The organism is Sphingosinicella terrae (assembly GCF_003347635.1).
Classification (GTDB): domain Bacteria; phylum Pseudomonadota; class Alphaproteobacteria; order Sphingomonadales; family Sphingomonadaceae; genus Allosphingosinicella; species Allosphingosinicella terrae.
The window spans coordinates 268,546-287,957 of the sequence record NZ_QDFY01000001.1 but is presented as its reverse complement, the minus strand read 5'-3'; the positions used below and the strand labels follow the sequence as shown (position 1 = coordinate 287,957).

At 69.1% G+C, this 19,412-nt stretch carries 13 protein-coding genes; 8 read left to right on the top strand and 5 right to left on the bottom strand.

The window, feature by feature from the left end:
• The first annotated feature begins 11 nt into the window (after positions 1 to 11).
• From rpoC to DDE10_RS23280, 3 genes are all read left to right on the top strand, one after another.
• Positions 12 to 4,298: a DNA-directed RNA polymerase subunit beta' gene (gene rpoC, locus DDE10_RS01330; RefSeq protein ID WP_114950923.1), complete on the top strand. Its 4,287-nt coding sequence runs from the start codon at positions 12 to 14 to the stop codon at positions 4,296 to 4,298.
• Positions 4,299 to 4,372: 74 nt separating this feature from the next.
• Positions 4,373 to 4,519, top strand: a complete 147-nt coding sequence (locus tag DDE10_RS23285) for a hypothetical protein (protein WP_162806207.1) — start codon at positions 4,373 to 4,375, stop codon at positions 4,517 to 4,519.
• Between the two features lie 205 nt (positions 4,520 to 4,724).
• Positions 4,725 to 5,156 (top strand): hypothetical protein, encoded by a 432-nt coding sequence (locus DDE10_RS23280; protein WP_162806205.1) that lies wholly within the window; start codon positions 4,725 to 4,727, stop codon positions 5,154 to 5,156.
• 127 nt (positions 5,157 to 5,283) lie between these two features.
• Here the strand turns inward: DDE10_RS23280 and DDE10_RS01320 are convergent, their stop codons facing one another.
• Together DDE10_RS01320 and DDE10_RS01315 are read right to left on the bottom strand one after the other, a co-directional pair.
• Positions 5,284 to 7,926 carry a glycoside hydrolase family 3 protein gene (locus DDE10_RS01320; protein ID WP_114950921.1) on the bottom strand — a complete coding sequence of 881 codons (2,643 nt, stop codon included), beginning with the start codon at positions 7,924 to 7,926 and terminating at the stop codon, positions 5,284 to 5,286.
• A 31-nt stretch (positions 7,927 to 7,957) separates the two neighbouring features.
• Positions 7,958 to 8,698: a FadR/GntR family transcriptional regulator gene (locus tag DDE10_RS01315; RefSeq protein WP_284734365.1), complete on the bottom strand. Its 741-nt coding sequence runs from the start codon at positions 8,696 to 8,698 to the stop codon at positions 7,958 to 7,960.
• 146 nt (positions 8,699 to 8,844) lie between these two features.
• Here DDE10_RS01315 and araD1 point away from each other — a divergent pair, with 146 nt between their 5' ends.
• Positions 8,845 to 9,834: an AraD1 family protein gene (gene araD1 / locus DDE10_RS01310; protein WP_114950919.1), complete on the top strand. Its 990-nt coding sequence runs from the start codon at positions 8,845 to 8,847 to the stop codon at positions 9,832 to 9,834.
• Positions 9,835 to 9,983: 149 nt separating this feature from the next.
• Here the strand turns inward: araD1 and DDE10_RS01305 are convergent, their stop codons facing one another.
• On the bottom strand, positions 9,984 to 11,771 hold the full coding sequence (locus DDE10_RS01305; RefSeq protein WP_114950918.1) for an IlvD/Edd family dehydratase: 1,788 nt from the start codon (positions 11,769 to 11,771) through the stop codon (positions 9,984 to 9,986).
• A 10-nt stretch (positions 11,772 to 11,781) separates the two neighbouring features.
• On the bottom strand, positions 11,782 to 12,921 hold the full coding sequence (locus DDE10_RS01300) for an aldose epimerase family protein (protein WP_114950917.1): 1,140 nt from the start codon (positions 12,919 to 12,921) through the stop codon (positions 11,782 to 11,784).
• Between the two features lie 297 nt (positions 12,922 to 13,218).
• Here DDE10_RS01300 and DDE10_RS01295 point away from each other — a divergent pair, with 297 nt between their 5' ends.
• The 4 genes from DDE10_RS01295 to DDE10_RS01280 all read left to right on the top strand — a co-directional run bounded on the left by DDE10_RS01295 (position 13,219) and on the right by DDE10_RS01280 (position 18,111).
• Positions 13,219 to 14,535, top strand: coding sequence for a sugar MFS transporter (locus DDE10_RS01295; protein WP_114950916.1), 1,317 nt, complete (start codon positions 13,219 to 13,221; stop codon positions 14,533 to 14,535).
• Positions 14,536 to 14,537: 2 nt separating this feature from the next.
• A complete protein-coding gene (locus DDE10_RS01290; protein WP_284734364.1) occupies positions 14,538 to 16,154 on the top strand; it encodes an alpha-N-arabinofuranosidase in 1,617 nt (538 codons plus the stop codon).
• 49 nt (positions 16,155 to 16,203) lie between these two features.
• A complete protein-coding gene (locus tag DDE10_RS01285; RefSeq protein WP_432653705.1) occupies positions 16,204 to 17,172 on the top strand; it encodes an alpha/beta hydrolase in 969 nt (322 codons plus the stop codon).
• A 141-nt stretch (positions 17,173 to 17,313) separates the two neighbouring features.
• Positions 17,314 to 18,111 carry a hypothetical protein gene (locus DDE10_RS01280; protein WP_114950914.1) on the top strand — a complete coding sequence of 266 codons (798 nt, stop codon included), beginning with the start codon at positions 17,314 to 17,316 and terminating at the stop codon, positions 18,109 to 18,111.
• A gap of 90 nt (positions 18,112 to 18,201) precedes the next feature.
• Here the strand turns inward: DDE10_RS01280 and DDE10_RS23275 are convergent, their stop codons facing one another.
• On the bottom strand, positions 18,202 to 19,335 hold the full coding sequence (locus DDE10_RS23275) for a hypothetical protein (RefSeq protein WP_162806203.1): 1,134 nt from the start codon (positions 19,333 to 19,335) through the stop codon (positions 18,202 to 18,204).
• Positions 19,336 to 19,412: the final 77 nt, after the last annotated feature.

Here is a 19,412-nt window from a genome sequence, read left to right as displayed (position 1 = left end):
GGAAGAAAAAGATGAACGAACTCACCAACTTCGCCAATCCGGTCGCCAAGCCGGAGACGTTCGACCAGATCAAGATCGGGATCGCTTCCCCCGAGCGGATCCGCAGCTGGTCGTTCGGCGAGATCAAGAAGCCGGAGACGATCAACTACCGGACGTTCAAGCCCGAGCGCGACGGCCTGTTCTGCGCCCGCATCTTCGGTCCGATCAAGGACTATGAGTGCCTGTGCGGCAAGTACAAGCGCATGAAGTACAAGGGCATCGTCTGCGAGAAGTGCGGCGTCGAGGTGACCGTCTCCAAGGTCCGCCGCGAGCGCATGGGCCATATCGAGCTGGCCGCGCCGGTCGCCCACATCTGGTTCCTGAAGTCGCTGCCGAGCCGCATCGGCCTGCTGCTCGACATGCAGCTCAAGCAGCTCGAGCGCGTCCTCTATTTCGAGAGCTACATCGTCACCGAGCCGGGTCTGACCCCGCTCGAGAAGTTCCAGCTGCTCACCGAGGACGAGCTGCTCGACGCCCAGGACGAATATGGCGAGGACGCCTTCACTGCCGGCATCGGCGCCGAGGCGGTCAAGCAGATGCTCATCGACCTCGACCTCGAGGGCGAACGCGAGCAGCTGCTCCAGGAGCTGGCCGAGACCAAGTCGGAGCTGAAGCCCAAGAAGATCATCAAGCGCCTGAAGGTCGTCGAGTCCTTCCTCGAATCCGGCAATCGCCCGGAATGGATGATCCTCGACGTCGTCCCGGTCATCCCGCCGGAGCTGCGTCCGCTCGTCCCGCTCGACGGCGGCCGCTTCGCGACGTCGGACCTCAACGACCTCTACCGTCGCGTCATCAACCGCAACAACCGCCTGAAGCGGCTGATGGAGCTGCGCGCGCCGGACATCATCGTCCGCAACGAGAAGCGCATGCTGCAGGAGGCGGTCGACGCCTTGTTCGACAATGGCCGCCGCGGCCGCACCATCACCGGTGCCAACAAGCGTCCGCTCAAGTCGCTGTCCGACATGCTTAAGGGCAAGCAGGGCCGGTTCCGCCAGAACCTGCTCGGCAAGCGCGTCGACTATTCGGGCCGCTCGGTCATCGTCACCGGTCCGGAGCTCAAGCTCCATCAGTGCGGCCTGCCCAAGAAGATGGCGCTCGAGCTGTTCAAGCCGTTCATCTACTCGCGCCTCGACGCCAAGGGTCTCTCCATGACCCTGAAGCAGGCGAAGAAGTGGGTCGAGAAGGAGCGCAAGGAAGTCTGGGACATCCTCGACGAGGTGATCCGCGAGCATCCGGTGCTGCTCAACCGCGCGCCGACGCTCCATCGCCTCGGCATCCAGGCGTTCGAGCCGGTGCTGATCGAGGGCAAGGCGATCCAGCTCCACCCGCTGGTCTGCGCCGCCTTCAACGCCGACTTCGACGGCGACCAGATGGCCGTGCACGTCCCGCTGAGCCTCGAGGCCCAGCTGGAAGCGCGCGTGCTGATGATGTCGACCAACAACATCCTCTCGCCCGCCAACGGCAAGCCGATCATCGTGCCCTCGCAGGACATGGTGCTCGGTCTCTATTATCTGTCGATGGAGCGTGAGGGCGAACCCGGCGAGGGCTCGCTGCTGGCCGACATGGCGGAGGTCCATCAGGCGCTGTTCAACCGCACTGTGACCTTGCACACCAAGATCGTCAGCCGCGTCCCGCAGACGGACGAGCAAGGCAACACCCACATGAGGCGCTTCGAGACGACGCCGGGCCGCATGCTGCTCGGCGAGACGCTCCCGAAGAGCCACAAGGTGCCGTTCGAGACCGTCAACCGTCTCCTCACCAAGAAGGAGATCGCCGACGTCATCGACATCGTCTACCGCCACACCGGCCAGAAGGAGACGGTGCTGTTCGCCGACGCCATCATGGCGCTGGGCTTCCGTCACGCGTTCCGCGCCGGCATCTCGTTCGGCAAGGACGACATGATCATCCCGCACGAGAAGGAGACCCTCGTCGAGGAGACCCGCAACCTCGTGAAGGATTACGAGCAGCAATATCAGGACGGCCTGATCACGCAGCAGGAGAAGTACAACAAGGTGATCGACGCCTGGAGCCGCTGCGGCGACCAGGTCGCGAACGCGATGATGGAGAAGATCAAGGCCCAGCCGAAGGACGAATCCGGCCGGATGGCGCCGATCAACTCGATCTACATGATGGCCCATTCGGGCGCCCGCGGCTCGCAGGCGCAGATGAAGCAGCTCGCCGGCATGCGCGGCCTGATGGCCAAGCCGTCGGGCGAGATCATCGAGACGCCGATCATCTCGAACTTCAAGGAAGGCCTCACCGTCCTCGAATATTTCAACTCCACCCACGGCGCCCGCAAGGGTCTGGCCGACACCGCATTGAAGACGGCGAATTCGGGCTACCTGACCCGCCGTCTCGTCGACGTCAGCCAGGATTGCGTCATCGTCGAGGAGGATTGCGGCACCGAGAACAGCCTCGACATGCGTGCGATCGTCCAGGGCGGCGCGGTCATCGCCTCGCTCGGCGAGCGCATCCTGGGCCGCACCCCGGCCGAGGACATCGTCGACGACAAGACGGGTGAGACGATCGTCCGCGAGGGCGAGCTGATCGACGAGGCCGCCGCGCTTCGAATCGACGAGCTCGGCATCCAGTCGGTGAACATCCGCTCGCCGCTGGTCTGCGAAAGCGAGATGGGCGTGTGCGGCCGCTGCTACGGGCGCGATCTCGCCCGCGGCACGCCGGTCAATATCGGCGAGGCGGTCGGCGTCATCGCCGCCCAGTCGATCGGTGAGCCGGGCACCCAGCTGACGATGCGGACCTTCCACATCGGCGGCGCCGCCCAGCTCAACGAGACGTCGAGCCTCGAGGCGGCGGTCGACGGCACGATCGAGCTTCGCGATCTGCCGACGATCATCGACCCGCGCGGCCGGCGGATCGCCATGGCCCGCAACGGCGAGCTCGCCATCGTCGACATGGACGGCCGCGAGCGGGCGTCGCACCGCATTCCCTACGGTGCGCACCTGATGGTCGACCATGGCCACATCGTGACCAAGGGCGACCGCATCGCCGAGTGGGATCCGTTCATGATGCCGGTCATCACCGAGAAGGGCGGCGTGGTGAAGTTCCAGGATCTGATCGAGGGCAAGACGCTCACCGAGCAGACCGACGAGGCCACCGGCATCGCCCAGCGCGTCGTCACCGAGTATCGCGGCACCAGCCGGGCGAAGGAGGATCTGCGTCCGCGCATCACCCTCCTCGACGAGTCGAGCGGCGAGGCCGCCCGCTACATGCTCGCTCCCGGCGCGATGCTGTCGGTCGAGGACGGCCAGCGCGTCGAGGGCGGCGAGGTTCTCGCCCGCGTCTCGCGTGAAGCCGCCAAGACCCGCGACATCACCGGCGGTCTGCCGCGCGTCGCCGAGCTGTTCGAGGCGCGCAAGCCCAAGGAGAATGCGATCATCGCCAAGGTCTCCGGCCGGATCGCCTTCGGCAAGGACTATAAGGCCAAGCGCAAGATCGCGATCATCCCCGAGGAGGGCGGCGATCCGGTCGAGTATCTGGTGCCCAAGTCGAAGGTCATCGACGTGCAGGAAGGCGATTTCGTCAAGCGCGGCGACAATCTGATCGGCGGCTCACCCGATCCGCACGACATCCTCGAGGTGCTCGGCGTCAAGGCACTGGCGGAATATCTCGTGTCGGAGATCCAGGAGGTCTATCGTCTCCAGGGCGTGAAGATCAACGACAAGCATATCGAGGTGATCGTCCGCCAGATGCTCCAGAAGGTCGAGATCACCGAGAGCGGCGACTCCACCTTCCTGGTCGGCGAGCAGGTCGACCGGCAGGAGATGAACGAGGCCAATGCCAAGCTGAAGGCGCAGAAGAAGAAGCTGGCCGAAGGCAAGCCGGTGCTGCTCGGCATCACCAAGGCGAGCCTGCAGACCCGCAGCTTCATCTCCGCCGCCTCCTTCCAGGAGACGACCCGCGTCCTCACCGAGGCTTCGGTGCAGGGCAAGATCGACAGCCTGGAAGGCCTCAAGGAGAATGTCATCGTCGGCCGCCTCATCCCGGCGGGCACCGGTGCGGGCATGAAGCGGATGCGGGTGACGGCCTCGTCGCGCGACGCCGCCCTTCGCGCCCAGCATCGCGCCATCCAGGAGGCCCTCTACGCGCCGAACAGCGCCGCCGAGGAGCATGAGGCCGAATTGGCCCAGGGTCTGGAAGCGGCGATCAACGCCGATCCCCTCGCCGAGGTGACGGCGAGCGGCCACGGCACCGACGCCGATGCCGGCGACTATCTGAAGGCTGCCGCCGAGGAGGAGTGATCCTCCCCGCCACGGCAAGCCACGAAGCGCCCCGCCGAGCGATCGGCGGGGCGTTTTCGTGAGGAGAGACAGGGATGAAGGAAGCACTGACCCTCGTCATGCTGGTCCTGCTGATCGCACCGGTCCTGCTCGGCGTCCGGCGGGTGCGGCGGATGCTCGATCAGGCGGCGAAGAGTGCCGCCAAACCTCGACCGACGGACGACGACTCCGGCCCCGCCTGACCGCACCGACGAGCAAACACCCCCCTTCCGTCGCCCCTGCGAAGGCAGGGGCCCAAGCTGAGCTGCCGAAAGCTGCGGCGCGAACGACTAGGCGGCATGGGCCCCTGCCTCCGCAGGGGCGACGAGGGTTTGTTTCTCACGCTCCCCTCAAGACCGGCAGCGGCCGATTGTCGAAGGGCCCAAACCGAGGCATCCTGACATTGCGATGAGATCGATCCTGCTTCTAGCAGTCGTGGTCGCAGGCTGTGCGACGCCGCTTCCCAGCCCCGCCCTTTGCGATATGCCGCCGCGCGTTGCCGGCTGGAACGGGACATCGGTCAACTGGACCGGTGTCGTGATCAGCGCACCGTCACACGGGATCATGCTTGCCTGCGAGCACCATCTGAGCGGTATCGCAATGGACTGGGACGACGAGACCATCGGAGCATCGAGGTTTGAGCAGGCCCTCCGCGCGCATGCTTTCGAACCAGGCTTGCTCCGCATCGAGGTGGAAGGTCGCCTGGGACGATCCTACGGACCTGGTCCTTTCGGACTGTCGCAGGATCCGCCCCTGCTGAGGCTCGACGCTGTCAGCAGCGTCGAATGGTTACCGATGACCCAGGAGGAGGTGGCTCGTCGCCTCGACCAAACTCGCTAGCGGACACCCCCTTCCCCGTCGCCCCTGCGAAGGCAGGGGCCCAAGCGGTGCCGGCGAACGCCGCGGCATGGGCAGAGAGTCGGCAGGGGCCCCTGCCTTCGCAGGGGCGACGAAGGGTTCGCGAACCCTATTCCGGCAGGACCGCCGTCCCGGCGATGGCGAAGCTCGCAGCCACACCCGCGGTCTCGGGGAATCCGGCGCGGACGTTCGGCTGGCCGCCACCGATCCAGAGATCGACGCGGCCTGGCACGAGCCGCCGCACCCCCTGCTCGTCGACCAGGCTCAGGGTGCGCTCGTCGAGGGTGAAGGTGACCCGCTCGGTCCGCCCCGGCTCGAGCGGGATCCGCCTGACGCCGGCCAGGGCGCGGATCGGTGCGCCTTCGACACCCGGCCGGCTCAGATAGAGCTGCACCACCTCGTCGCCGGCGCGGCTGCCGGCATTGGTGACGTCGACCGAGATCTCCACCGTCTCGCCGGCGCGGACCCGGGCGCGGGAGAGACGGGGCCGGCCGTAGGCGAAGCGCGTGTAGGACAGGCCGTAGCCGAACGGATACAGCACCTCGCCGCCGAAAAAGCGGTAGGTCCGCCCCACCATGCGATAGTCGGCGAAGGGCGGCAGATCGTCCGCCGAGCGGTAGAAGGTGACGGGCAGCCGCCCCGCCGGGCTGAAATCGCCGGCAATGGCGCGGGCGACCGCGTCGCCCCCCTGCCCGCCCGGATACCAGGCCTCCAGGATCGCCGCGACGTTTCGGTCCGCCCAGTTCACGGCGAGGGCGCTGCCGTTCATCAGCACGAGGATGACAGGCGTGCCCGTCGCCTGCACCCGCTCGAGCAGCCGCTGCTGGGCCGCCGGCAGGTCGAGGCCGGTGCGGTCGCCGCCCGAAAAGCCCTCGACCGGCAGCGGCATCTCCTCGCCCTCGAGCTGGGCGGTAAGGCCGGCGACGAACACGACGAGGTCGGCCATGTGCGCGCCCTCGACCGCGGCGGCGGCCTCGGGATCGCTCGGCACGCTCCACAGCAGCCGCTCGTCGCCGTCCGGCTGGCGCTGGAAGGCCTCGACCCGCAGCTTATGGGTCCGGCCCGCCGCGAGGGTCACGCGGCCGGTAGCGACCGAGGGCCGCCAGTCGACGCCCCAGGCATCGACGATCAGCCGGTCGTCGACCCAGATCCGGTAGCCGCCGTCGGCATCGTAGCGCAGCACATAATCCCCGTCCTCGGGCGCGCGCAGGAAGCCGGTCCAGCGCACCGCCCCGCTCTGCATCTCCCCCGACCAGGCGAAGGCGATCTCGGGCACCACGGCCGAGCGGACAGGCGCGCCGGCGAGGTCGCGACCGGCGAAATGCTCCGCCCTCGCCCCCCGGCGCCGGCAGCCGGCATCGGCGCAGAGCGCCGATCCGGGCACGGGGACGAGTGACGGACCGACCAGCCCCGATCCCGCGAAATGGCTCACCTGCGCGTCCGGGAAGCGCCGCCGGATCCCGCCCAGCACCGTCACCGGCTGCGACGGCTCGCCATTGTAATTGCCGACCAGGGCGGCGCGGCTGTCGGCGTTCGGCCCGATCACCGCGATCCGGCGGGGCGCGGCACGCAGCGGCAGCAGGTCGCCCTCGTTCCTCAGCAGGACCAGCGATCGCTCGGCGGACGACAGTGCCAGCGCGCGATGCGCGTCGGTGTCGTAGTCGCGGGCGGTGATGCCCGGAAAGACCCGCGCCGGATCGTCGAACTGGCCTAGCCGCATGCGCGCGGTGAACAGCCGGACCAGCGACCGGTCGATGACCGCTTCGTCGAGCAGGCTGCCTCGCACGGCCCGGACGATATGGTCGATCTCGCTCGCGCCGCCGCAGATCAGGTCCATTCCCGCCTCGAACGCGGCGGCGACGCCCGCCTCGGGCGTCGCGCGATAGCCGTGATGGTCGGCGCGGTAGATGTCGGCGACCGCCTCGCAATCCGACACGACATAGCCGCCGAAGCCCCATCTTTGCCGCAAATAGGTGGTCAGCAGCCGCTCGCTCGCGCAGGCCGGCACGCCGTGGACGGCATTGTAGGCACACATCAAGGATTGCGCCCCGCCCTCCATCACTGCCGCGCGGAAGGCCGGCAGATAGGTGTCGGCGAGATCGCGGGCGGTGGGGTGGATGTCGTCGCGGTGCCGGCTCGCCTCCGGGCCGCTATGCACCGCGAAATGCTTGGGAGTGGCGACGGTGCGGAGATAGGAGGGGTCGTCGCCCTGAAGGCCGCGGACGAAGGCGATCCCGAGGCGCGAGGTCAGATGGGGATCCTCGCCATAGGTCTCCTGTCCCCGTCCCCAGCGCGGGTCGCGGAAGATGTTGATGTTCGGCGACCAGACGGTGAGGCCGCCGAACCAGTCGGACCCGCCGAAGCGGTGCCGTTCGGCCAGATGCTTGGCCCTGAACTCGATCCCGATCACGTCGGCGACGGCCTCGACATGCTCGGCGTCGAAGGTCGCCGCCAGCCCGATCGCCTGGGGGAAGACGGTCGCATGGCCGGCGCCGGCGACGCCGTGCAGCCCCTCGTTCCACCAATTATATTCGCGTATCCCCAGCCTCGGGATCGCGGGGGCATCGTTGACGAGCTGCGAGGCCTTCTCCTCCAGCGTCATCCGGCCGACCAGGTCGCGCGCCCTTTCCTCGAACGATCGATCGGTATCGCGATAGGTCGGCACGCTGGCGCCGGGCAGCTGGGCCGCGGTGGGCACTCCGCCCGCCGCCGCCAGCGCGGCCCACAGGACGATCAGTCCGCGTCTCCTCATCGGCCCCCTTCCCTCTTCCCGATCGTGATTCTCACATCGAGGATTGCGTGTCGTCGAGCGCCAGCTCGACGAGCAGGCGCATCGCCGCGCTCGCCGCCTCGCCGTCCCCGGCGACGATCGCATCATGGACGCGGACATGGTCCGGCAGCGGATCGCGGGGCAGCGCCCGCGCCCTTTGCTTGAACTGTGTGGTCCAGCCCACCGCCGCGGCGATGCTGGCGCTCAAGGTGATCAGCGCCTCGTTATGCGTCGCCTGGAGGATGGCGTCGTGAAAGTCGCGGTCGGCGGCGCGCCCGGCATCGGTGCCGAGCGTGTGGCGCCGCATCCCGGCGATCGCCGCCTTCATCGCCTTGAGGTCGTCCTTGTCGCGGCGCTCCGCGGCCAAGCGGGCGGCCGCCGGCTCGACGATGGCGCGCAGCTCGAACAGGTCGCGCACGAAGCCGATATCGGGCTCGCCGGAGAAGGCCCAGGCCAGCACGTCGGGGTCGAGCAGGTTCCAGCGGCTCCTCGGCAGCACCCGCGTCCCGGCCTTGGTGCGGCTTTCCACCAGCCCCTTGGCGGTGAGCACCTGGACCGCCTCGCGATAGGCGCTGCGCGACACGTCGAGCGCCGCGGCGTGGGCGATCTCGCCGGCGAGCCGCTCGCCCGGCGCGATCCGGCCGGAGACGATCGCGGTGCCGAGATAATGGGCGACCGCGCCGCGAAGCCGGCGCCCGGTGCCGTGTCGCGCCGCGCCGCGCGGGTCCGGCTCGGATTTACGCTGCTGCGGCACGGGCGATCGACCTCCGGCTGTTGGGCCTTCCTTCTGCAGCATCGATGGCCAAACTCAAGTTCCGGGGGCTTGAAGCGCCGAAAAATATGTCTGACTAAACGGAATGGAGAAAGTGGCCGCGGCGCGGCTGTGCGGAGGCAGGACCAATGGCGTTGCGGCTCGTCCAGTATCGAGGAAAGGACGGAGCGCGGCGGGTCATCGCCGCGCGCGAAGACGAGGCGAGCTTCGTCGCCGGCGCCACCGACATCCGCTCGCTGGCGGCCCGCGCGATCGCCGACGGACTGGGGCTCGCCGAGCTGGTCGACCGGATCGGACTCGAAGGCTCGGTCGATCTGGAGGCCGAGCTTGCCGCCGGGACTCTGATCGCGCCGATCGACCATGACGATCCGGCGCACCTGACCCTGACCGGCACCGGCCTCACCCATCTCGGTTCGGCCGAGGGCCGCGACCGGATGCACCGCCAGGCCGCGGCCGAGGGCCAGACCGATTCCATGCGGATGTTCCTCGAAGGCGTCGCGGGCGGGAAGCCGGCGCCGGGCGCGGTCGGCCAGCAGCCCGAATGGTTCTACAAGGGCGACGGCACGATGCTCGTCGGCCCGGGCGGCATGCTGGATATGCCCGCTTTCGCCCAGGACGGCGGCGAGGAGCCCGAGCTCGCCGGGCTCTACCTTGTCGGCCCCGACGGCACGCCGCACCGGCTCGGCCTGTGCCTCGCCAACGAGTATAGCGACCACGTCACCGAGCGGCACAATTATCTGTGGCTGGCCCATTCGAAGCTACGCCAGGCCGCGCTCGGCCCCGAGCTGCTCGTCGGCGATCCGCCCGAGGACGTGCGCGGCTCGAGCCGGATCGTCCGCGACGGCGCGATCCTGTGGGAGAAGCCGTTCCTGACCGGCGAGGCGAACATGTCGCACAGCCTCGCCAATCTCGAGCATCACCATTTCAAATATCCTTTGTTCCGCCGCCCCGGCGACGTCCACGTCCATTTCTTCGGCACCGCGACCCTCTCCTTCGCCGACGGCATCCGCACCGAGCCCGGCGACATTTTCGAGATCGAGGCGCCCCCCTTCCGCCTGCCGCTACGCAACCTCCTCGCGCGGCGCCCCGAGGAGGCGGTGACGGTGCGGAAGCTCTGACCCTCTTCGTCTTCCTGGCGATCCCCCGCGTCATCCTGGCGAAAGCCAGGATCTCCCTTCTCATCACCTTCCCGCGAAAGCAGCCTCAAGGCATTGAGATCCCAGCTTCCGCTGGGATGACGAAGGAGGGGCTGACGCCTGGACGGTCGCTAATGATTGTCCCGCGGCAGGCCTCTGGTCTGGGCGATGCGCTGATAGGCCTCGGCGCCTTCCAGGATCGCGCCTTTGCTTGGCTGGCCGACGAGCGCCCGCTGGATCTCCTGCCACGGGGTCTGCGATGGCGGATAGGGATAGCCGCCTTGCGCCTCCAGCGCTTGGCGCCGCTCGGTCAGCTCGTCCTCGCCCAGCAGCACGTCGACCCGGCCCGCTTTGAGGTCGACGCGGACCCGGTCGCCGGTCCGCAGCAAGGCGAGCCCGCCATTCGCCGCCGCCTCGGGCGAGGCGTTGAGAATCGAGGGGCTGCCGCTGGTGCCCGACTGGCGGCCGTCGCCGATGCACTGGAGGGCGTCGATGCCCGCGGCGATGAGATAATCGGGCGGGCGCATGTTCACCACTTCCGCGGCGCCCGGATAGCCGACCGTCCCGGCGCCCCGCATGACCAGCATCGTCTCGGGCGTGATCGCCAGCGCCGGGTCGTCGATCCGGCGGCGATACTCCTCCGGCCCGTCGAACACGACCACCGGCCCTTCGAACGCCTCCGGATCGTCGGGATCGGAGAGATAGCGGTCGCGAAAGGAGTCCGAGATCACGCTGGTCTTCATGATCGCCGATTCGAACAGATTGCCGGTGAGGACGATGAAACCGGCATCGGCCATGAGCGGACGCTCATAGGGCCGGATCACCGCCTCGTCCTCGATGAGCGCGTCCCGGTTGTTGTCTCCGATCGAGCGGCCGTTCACCGTCAGCGCGTCCTCGTGGATGAGCCCGTGGCGCATGAGCTGGGCGATGACCGCGGGTACCCCGCCGGCGCGGTAGAAATCCTCGCCGAGATATTCGCCGGCGGGCTGGAGGTTGACCAGCAGCGGCACCCGGTGTCCCTTGGACTGCCAGTCCTTGAGCGGCAGCTCGACGCCCATCTGGCGGGCGATGGCGATGACGTGGATCGGCGCGTTGGTCGATCCGCCGATCGCCGAATTGACCCGGATCGCATTGTCGAAGGCCGCGGGCGTGAGGATGTCGGAGGGCTTCAAATCCGCCTCGACCATCTCGACGATCCGCTTTCCGGTCCGGTAGGCGATCTCCTGCCGGTCGCGATAGGGCGCCGGGATCGCGGCGGAGCCGGGCAGCGACATGCCAAGCGCCTCGGCGAGCGCGTTCATCGTCGTCGCCGTGCCCATCGTGTTGCAATAGCCGGTCGACGGTGCCGAGGAGGCGACCAGGCGGATGAAGGCCGCGGCGTCGATCTCGCCGGCGGCGAGCATCGCGCGCGCCCTCCACACGATCGTGCCCGATCCCGTCCGCTCGCCCTTGTACCAGCCGTTGAGCATCGGACCCACCGACAGGGCGATCGCCGGGATGTTCACCGTCGCCGCCGCCATCAGGCAGGCCGGCGTCGTCTTGTCGCAGCCGATCGTCAGCACCACGCCGTCGATCGGATAGCCGTAGAGCGTCTCGACCAGCCCGAGATAAGCGAGGTTGCGGTCCAGCCCCGCGGTCGGCCGCTTGCCCGTCTCCTGGATCGGATGGACGGGGAACTCGATCGCGATTCCGCCGGCTTCGCGAATGCCCTCGCGGACCCGTTCCGCCAGCACCAGATGGTGGCGGTTGCAGGGCGACAGGTCCGATCCGGTCTGGGCGATGCCGATGATCGGCTTTCCCGATTGCAGCTCCTCGAGGCTCAGCCCGAAATTGAGGTAGCGCTCCAGATAGAGGGCGGTCATGTCGACATGGCCGGGATCGTCGAACCAGGCCCGCGATCGCAACGGACGTCTGCTCATGCCTGGGTCCTCAAGGCAGCGTCGACACGCGATAGATCATCACGTGGCGATAGGTCGTCCCCGGATCGACCCGCGCCGAGGGGAAGGCCGGCTGGTTCGGCGAGTCGGGGAAGGTCTGTGGCTCGAGCGCGATGCCGTCGCCCATGCGGTAGAGATGCCCGCCCTTGCCGACGAGGGTCCCGTCCAGGAAATTGCCGGTATAGACTTGCAGCCCGGGTTCGGTGGTGAGCACTTCCAGCACCCGGCCCGATCCCGGATCCTCGAGACGCGCCGCCAGCCCGGGCTCCGCGGTCCGTCCCTTGTCGAGCGCAAAATTGTGATCGTAGCCGCGCCCGATCCGGATCTGCGCGTCGCGGCCGTCGCGTATGTCCTGGTCGATCGGACGTCCTTCGCGGAAATCGAACACCGTCCCCTCCACCGGCCGCAGCTCGCCGGTCGGGATGAGCCTTTCGTCGACCGGCGTGAAGGCGCGCGCCGGGATGGTCAGCCGGTGCCCGGCGGTGCCGCCCGGCGCCCCCTCGCCGGCGAGATTGAAGATGGCATGGTTGGTGAGGTTGACGATGGTCGGCGCGTCGGTCGCCGCCTCGAAGGCGATGCCGAGTTCGCCCGCCTCGTTGAGCGTATAAGTGACCGTGACCTCGAGCCGGCCGGGATAGCCCTGGTCGCCGTCCGGGCTGGCCAGAGCGAGCACCACCCGCGCCACCGGCCCGTTGTCCACCGAGACGATCCGCCAGTTCCTCTTGTCGAAGCCCTCGGCCCCGCCGTGCAGCGAATTGGTCGTGTCGTTGGCCGACAGGCTGTAGGTCCGGCCGTCGAGCGCGAACCGGGCGCCGGCGATGCGGTTGGCGTAGCGGCCGACGGTGACACCGAAATAATTGGGCCGGCTCTGATAGCTTTCGACATCGTCATGGCCGAGCACGACGTCCGCCAGCCGGCCCTGCCGGTCCGGCGCGCGCAGCGACTGCAGGGTCGCGCCGTAGCTCAGGATCCGCGCCGAGACGCCGGCCGCATTGGAGAGGGTGACCGCCTCGACCCTCGTCCCGTCGGCGAGCGTCCCCGCGCTCGAGCGTTCCGCTTCCGTCGCCCGCGCCGTGCCCGCCCAGGCGAGCATCGCCGCCGCGGCGACCACCGCCCCCCTCGCCATCCCCATCCTTCTCTCCCGCACGTCATGGCCGTTGACGGCCTTCCGCGCATTTTATAGTCAGACAAAAAAAGAGCAAGCAACTGACCCTAAAGTAGCAGGATCGCGCTGAGGCGTTGGTTGCACGGGCCGTACCCTCTCCCCCCTTGTGGGGGAGAGTTGGAGAGGGGGGTGCGCGACATTGTCGCGCGCCGGCCGGAGGCCGGCACCCCCACCCCGGCCCTCCCCACAAGGGGGAGGGAGGTTCGGCGCGGTGCTTCATAACGCGATCCCCGGCCAAATCGGGGACGCCAGGGGGAGGACGATATGGGCGCCGCACCGGTGACTCCGCCAGCAGCCGGGTCCGGAGCGCTCGCGCGCGCCGACTACACCCCTGCGCTGACCTTGCTGGCGAGCCTGTTCTTCATGTGGGGCTTCATCACGGTCATCAACAATGCGCTGCTGCCGCACCTGCGCAGCGTGTTCGTGCTCGACTACACCCGGACCACGCTGATCGAGAGCGTCTGGTTCATCGCCTATTTCGTCGCCTCCATCCCGTCGGCGAAGCTGATCGAGCGGATCGGCTACCAGCGCGCCATCGTCGTCGGCCTTGCTATCATGGCGGCCGGCGCGCTGATGATGGTGCCGGCCGCCTGGCTGCCCTCCTACGGCTTCGTGCTGGTGGCCCTGTTCGTCATCGCGAGCGGCATCACCCTGCTCCAGGTCGCGGCCAACCCGTACGTCGCGGTGATCGGCCCGCCCGAGACCAGCTCGTCGCGCCTCAACCTCGTCCAGGCCTTCAATTCGCTCGGCACGACATTGGCGCCTCTGTTCGCCGGCTATCTCATTCTCGGCCGTTCGACTGGCGGCACCGCCGAGGCCGGCGTCCAGCTGACCGAGGCCGAGCGCTATGCCGATGCCCAGTCGGTGATCCTGCCCTACATCATCGTCGCCGCCGTCCTGGTCCTGCTCGCCATTGTCATCGCGCGCTTCCCGCTGCCGGCGATCGGACGGGCGACGCAGCGTGTCGCGCGCGCGCAGCGCGAGGCGCTGTCGCTGTGGCGGCACCGCAATCTCGTCTTCGGCGTGCCGGCCATCTTCATCTACCTGATCGCCGAGATCGGCGTCGCCAACCTGTTCATCAACTTCGTGTCGCAGCCGGACATCGCCGCGATCACCCACGAGCAGGCCGCCCGCTATCTGGCCCTGCTCTGGGGCGGGATGATGGTCGGCCGCTTCCTCGGCAGCGTGCTGATGAAGCGCTTCGCGGCGGAGCATGTGCTCGCCGCCTTCTCCGTCGGCGCGCTGGCGGTGACGCTCGTCACCACCTTCGCCCACGGTCCGATCGCCATGTGGTCGCTGATCCTGGTCGGCTTCTTCCACTCGATCATGTTCCCGACCATCTTCACGCTCGGGATCAAGGGCCTCGGGCCGTTGACCGAGGAAGGCGCCGGGCTCCTCATAATGGCGATCGCCGGCGGCGCGCTCGTCGTCGTCCAGGGCTGGCTCGCCGATCTCTACGGCCTGCAATGGTCGTTTCTGCTGACCGCGGCCTGCGAGGTCTATGTCCTGTTCTACGCGCTCTGGGGCTGCCGGCCGACCCACGCTTTGCCCGACCCGGAGCCGGAGCCGGAGGCGGCATGATCATGAGGATGACACGCAGCGCCGCGGGCTGGGCCTTCGCTCTCGCCGCCTTCATCGCCCTGGCCGCGGCGGCGGCGCCGGCCGCGGCCCAGCCGCAGGGCGGGGACGAGGCGATCGCCCTCGCCCTTCGCCCCGGCCAGGAGGGGCCGACGATCAGCCGCCACCTGTTCGGTCAGTTCGCCGAGCATCTCGGCACCGGCATCTATGGCGGAGTCTGGGTGGGCGAGGAGTCGCCGATTCCGAACGTGCGCGGCATCCGCAGCGACGTCGTCGCGGCGCTGCGCGCGCTGCGCGTGCCCAACGTGCGCTGGCCGGGCGGCTGCTTCGCCGACGAATATCACTGGCGCGACGGCATCGGCCCACGAGCCCAGCGGCCTACCACGCTCAATCCCAATTGGGGCGGAGTGACCGAATCCAACCAGTTCGGCACCCACGAATTCTTCGACTTCGTCGATCAGATCGGCAGCGAGGCCTATGTCTCGCTCAACCTTGCCACCGGCTCGCCGCGCGAGGCGGCGGAGTGGCTCGAATATATGACGACGCCGCAGCCGACGCGGCTCGGGCGGGAGCGCGCCGCCAATGGCCGCGCGGACCCCTATCGCCTCCTCCTTCTCGGCCTCGGCAACGAGAGCTGGGGCTGCGGCGGCGCGATGAGCGCGGACCATTATGTCGAGGAGATGAAGAGCTACGCGCGCTTCGCCCGCAACTTCAATCCGGATCAGACGGGCGAGAATGCCATGCGCCGCATCGCCGTCGGCCCGGACGGGGCGAGCACGGCTTATACCGAGGCGGTGATGCAGGCCTGGCGCGACAAGGTGTGGAGCTGGGACATAGAAGGCATCTCCCTCCATTATTACACCACCGGCGGCTGGCCGCCGAGCTACGACAGCGCCCGCTTCGGCACGCGCGAATATGCCGCCCTGATCGCCGAGACGCTCAATATCGACCGGCTGATCTCGACCCATGCCGCGATCATGGATCGCCATGATCCGGAGAGAAGGATCGGCCTCTATGTCGACGAATGGGGCGTCTGGCTGGCGCCGCTGCCGGGCACCAATCCCGGCTTCCTCCAGCAGCAGAGCACATTGCGCGACGCCGTCATCGCCGCGCTCAACCTCAACATCTTCGCCCGTCATGCCGAGCGGGTCCGAGGCGCCAACATCGCCCAGATGGTGAACGTGCTGCAGCCGATGATCTTCACCGACGGCCCGCGCATGGTGCTGACTCCGACCTATCACCTGTTCCGGATGTACGTGCCGTTCCAGGAGGCCCGCTTCGTCCCGCTGCAGCTCGCCGCTGGAACCTACCGGCACGGCGACCTCAGCTTGCCGCGCCTCGACGCGATCGCGGCGCGCGCCGCCGACGGCGCGCTGTGGCTCGCCGTCACCAATGTCGATCCCGAGCGCCCGGCAAGCTTGTCGCTGAACGTGGAAGGGATGCACCTGCGCTCGGCCGCCGGCGAAGTGCTGACCGCGCCGCGGGTCGATTCGCACAACAGCCTCGATGCCCCCGATGCCGTCCGGCCGCGGCCGATCGCGGCGCGGGTGGACGGGACCGCGCTTCGCCTCGATCTGCCCGCAACATCGGTGGCCGTGCTCCGCCTCGAGGCCGAGCGGTGACCGGCGTGGCGCCGACCCGACCGGCAACCTCCAGGAGATAAGCGTGACCATCCTGCGCCTGTCGAACCCGGTTTCCGATCGGCTCCGGCGCGCGGCGGTGCCCCTCGCCGCCGTCGCCCTCGCCGCATCGCTCGCTTTCGCTTCGCCGGCGCGGGCGCAGGACGACCGGATGATTCCGACCGAGATTCCGAGCCAGCCCGGTGCGCTGACGCTCGACACCGGCCCTCTGCCCGGTGCGACCGCGACCGAGACCTGGCACCGCCAATATGGCAGCCTGTTCGCGCGCAACGTCACCGTCGCGACCCTGACCCCCTTCCTCCCCGATCCGGCGCGCGCGACCGGCGCCGCCGTGATCGTCGCGCCCGGCGGCGGCTTTCGACAGCTGTCGATGGAGAATGAAGGCTGGAACGTCGCCCGCGCGCTGGCCGAACGCGGCGTCGCCGCCTTCGTGCTCAAATATCGCCTGAACCCGACACCGGCGGACATGGAAGGATTCGAGCGCTCGATGCGCGAGATGTTCGCCGGCGCCGCACGGCCGCCGCGGCCGTCGCCTGACGAGGCGATCGCCGGCATCGCGCCGCAGATCGCCGACGCGCGCGCCGCTTTCGCCCTCGTCCGGTCGCGCGCCGGGGAATGGCGCATCGACCCCGACCGCGTCGGCATGGTCGGCTTCTCGGCCGGAGCGATGCTGACCCTGGCGACCGCGCTCACCGAACGGGGCGCCGGCCCCGCCTTCATCGGCAATATCTATGGCCCGATCTCGTCGGTCGCCGTTCCCGCCGACGTGCCGCCGATGTTCGTCGCCCTCGCCGCCGACGATCCCTTGTTCGGCCAAGGCGGCTTCGGGATCGTCGAAAGCTGGCGGGCGGTCGGGCGGCCGGTCGAATTCCACCTCTACGAGCAAGGAGGCCACGGCTTCGGCATGTATCCGAAGCCGACGACCAGCACCGGCTGGTTCGATGCCTTCGTCCGCTGGCTCGGGATGCACCACTATCTAGAGCGCCGGCCCGCCGCCTGAGGTGGTCCGGCGCCGGTGCGCCACCCGGTCCGATCGCGGCCGCTCCTGGCCGCCGCTCGCTTGTCAAAGGTCGGACGCCCGATTATTCCCGCCCCCTAGCTTCGGGCATCCGGTCCCGCGCCTCCCGCCAGCGAAGACCCCTTGCTTCAGCCGAGCCCCGTCCCCGCCCCTAGCTTCGTCGAACGGCTGCGCCGCCGGGTCGATCGCCGCGCGCTCGCCATCGGCCTCGCCGTGGCGATCGAGGTGCTCATGCTTCTCCTCCTGCTCTCGGTCGGCGCGGTCAGGCTGCCCGGGACGGAGGAGGAGCGGACCCCGAATGTGCTGACCTTCGAGTCCGCCGAGGCTTCCCAGGAAGCGGCCGAGGAGGCCGAAGCCGAGCCCGAGCAACAGGCGGAGACGCCGCCCGCTCCCGACCAGCCCGACACGGAGCAGCCGCGGCCGCCCCAGCCCGCCGAGCCGGCGGAGACCCCGGCCGCGCCCGGAATCATGCCGGTCCCGCCTGCGCCGCCGCTGCGGACCGACATTCCGGGCGACGCCCTCCGCCCCGCCCCCGCCCGGCCGGCGCCGTCGGCGCCCCGCGTCTACGGACCGGTCGACACCGGCCGTCCCGCTTATCTGCGCGACACCGAGCGGGTCGGCACCGCCCCCAATGGCGAGCCGCTCTACGCCGCCGCCTGGTATCGCGAGCCGCGGCCGGAGGATCTGCGCGCCTACCTCTCCACCGCCCGCGGCCCAGGCTGGGGCCTCATCGCCTGCCGCACCGCGCCCGATTATCGCGTCGAGGGTTGCGTCCCGCTGGAAGAATATCCGGCCGGATCGCAGATCAACCGCGCCATCCTTGCCGCCGCCTGGGAGTTCCGCGTCCGCCCCCCGCGCCGCGGCGGCCGGTCCCTGGTCGGCGCCTGGGTGAGGATCCGGATAGACTACGAGATCAGGTAGGGGCAGGCGGCCACGGGAAGGTACGCCCCCCTCCCCATCATCCTGGCGGAAGCCAGGATCTCTCTTCCCTTCTCCTCCTGTCTTCCGGCCTCAGCGCGTCCGGCCGAGCTGTTCGGCCTCCGCTCCGTCCGCCCGGCCCTCCGCCGCCCGCTCCCCGCCCGGACACTCCCCGTCCCGCCGTCCGCTGACGCTGCCCACCCCGAGTACGATCTTCGCCCGCCGCGAGAAGGTCAGCGCCTGCCACCGCCCGCTATTGCCGATCGCCGTGCGGCTCCTGAGGAAGGTCAGGTGGAGCAGCTCATATTGCTCCTCGTCGATCCGCCCCCAGTCGATCAGGCAGCGCCATTGCGCGACGTTCCAGGCAAAGTCGCGCGCGATCCCGTCCTGGTCGATCGTCCCGGCCAGCCCCTCATACCAGGCGAAGATGGCGCGCAGCCGCGGCCAACGCTCCGCCGCCGGCATCGCCGCCAGCTTGCGCCGCAGCCGGGCGATATCCTCGTCCGGCGGGAGACGGTCCTGCTGCACGACCGTGTCGATCGCCCAGCGCACCGTGCGCATCGTGATCGGCCCGGACGGGAAGACCCGCACCAGTTCGTCCCGGACCTCGAGCAGCAGCTGCACATAGGAGTCCGCCTGGACCTGGAGCATGGCATCGCTCTCGAAGATCGCGGTGAGCTCGGCGGCCAACACCGGATCGAGCCGCCCCTGCGCATCGTGCGCGGCGAGGATCGCCGTCCGGCACCGCTCGCGCACCGGCACCGCCAGGCAATCGCGCGAGAAAAGCAGCGGGCCGTAAGTCGGGGCAAGATCCGCCAGCGCCCGCCGGAAGCGGCGACGCGAGCCGAAGCCGTCCCTCCACGCCTCGAGCACCGGCTGCAGGCTGCCGGTGCCGTAATTGCGTTGCGCCATGCCGACCGAAATGAGCTGGCTGTCGAAATTGCCGACCGGCATCGCCCAGCAGCCCATCGTCTCCGGGATCGACGTCTCCGCCATCCGCTCGAAGATCGCCGCCCGGTCCAGCCCGATCCGCGCCAGCTCCGCCGCGGCGCCGGGATCGATGCGGATGAACTGCGGAACGCCCTCCCGGCTCGGCACGTCGCCGACGCGGCGGCAGGTGCGGGCGATTTCCTCCACGGTTTGGGCACGGGCCGCGGGCGCGAGGAGGAGGGCGCAGAGGAGCAGGGTCACGAGCGTCGGGATGCGGGCAATCGCGCGGCCTGGCACGTCCAAAGGTCCCCCGGAGATCGTCGAAGCACCCACCTTAGCTCGGCAGCGGCCAGAGAGGAGTCACTATGACAGCG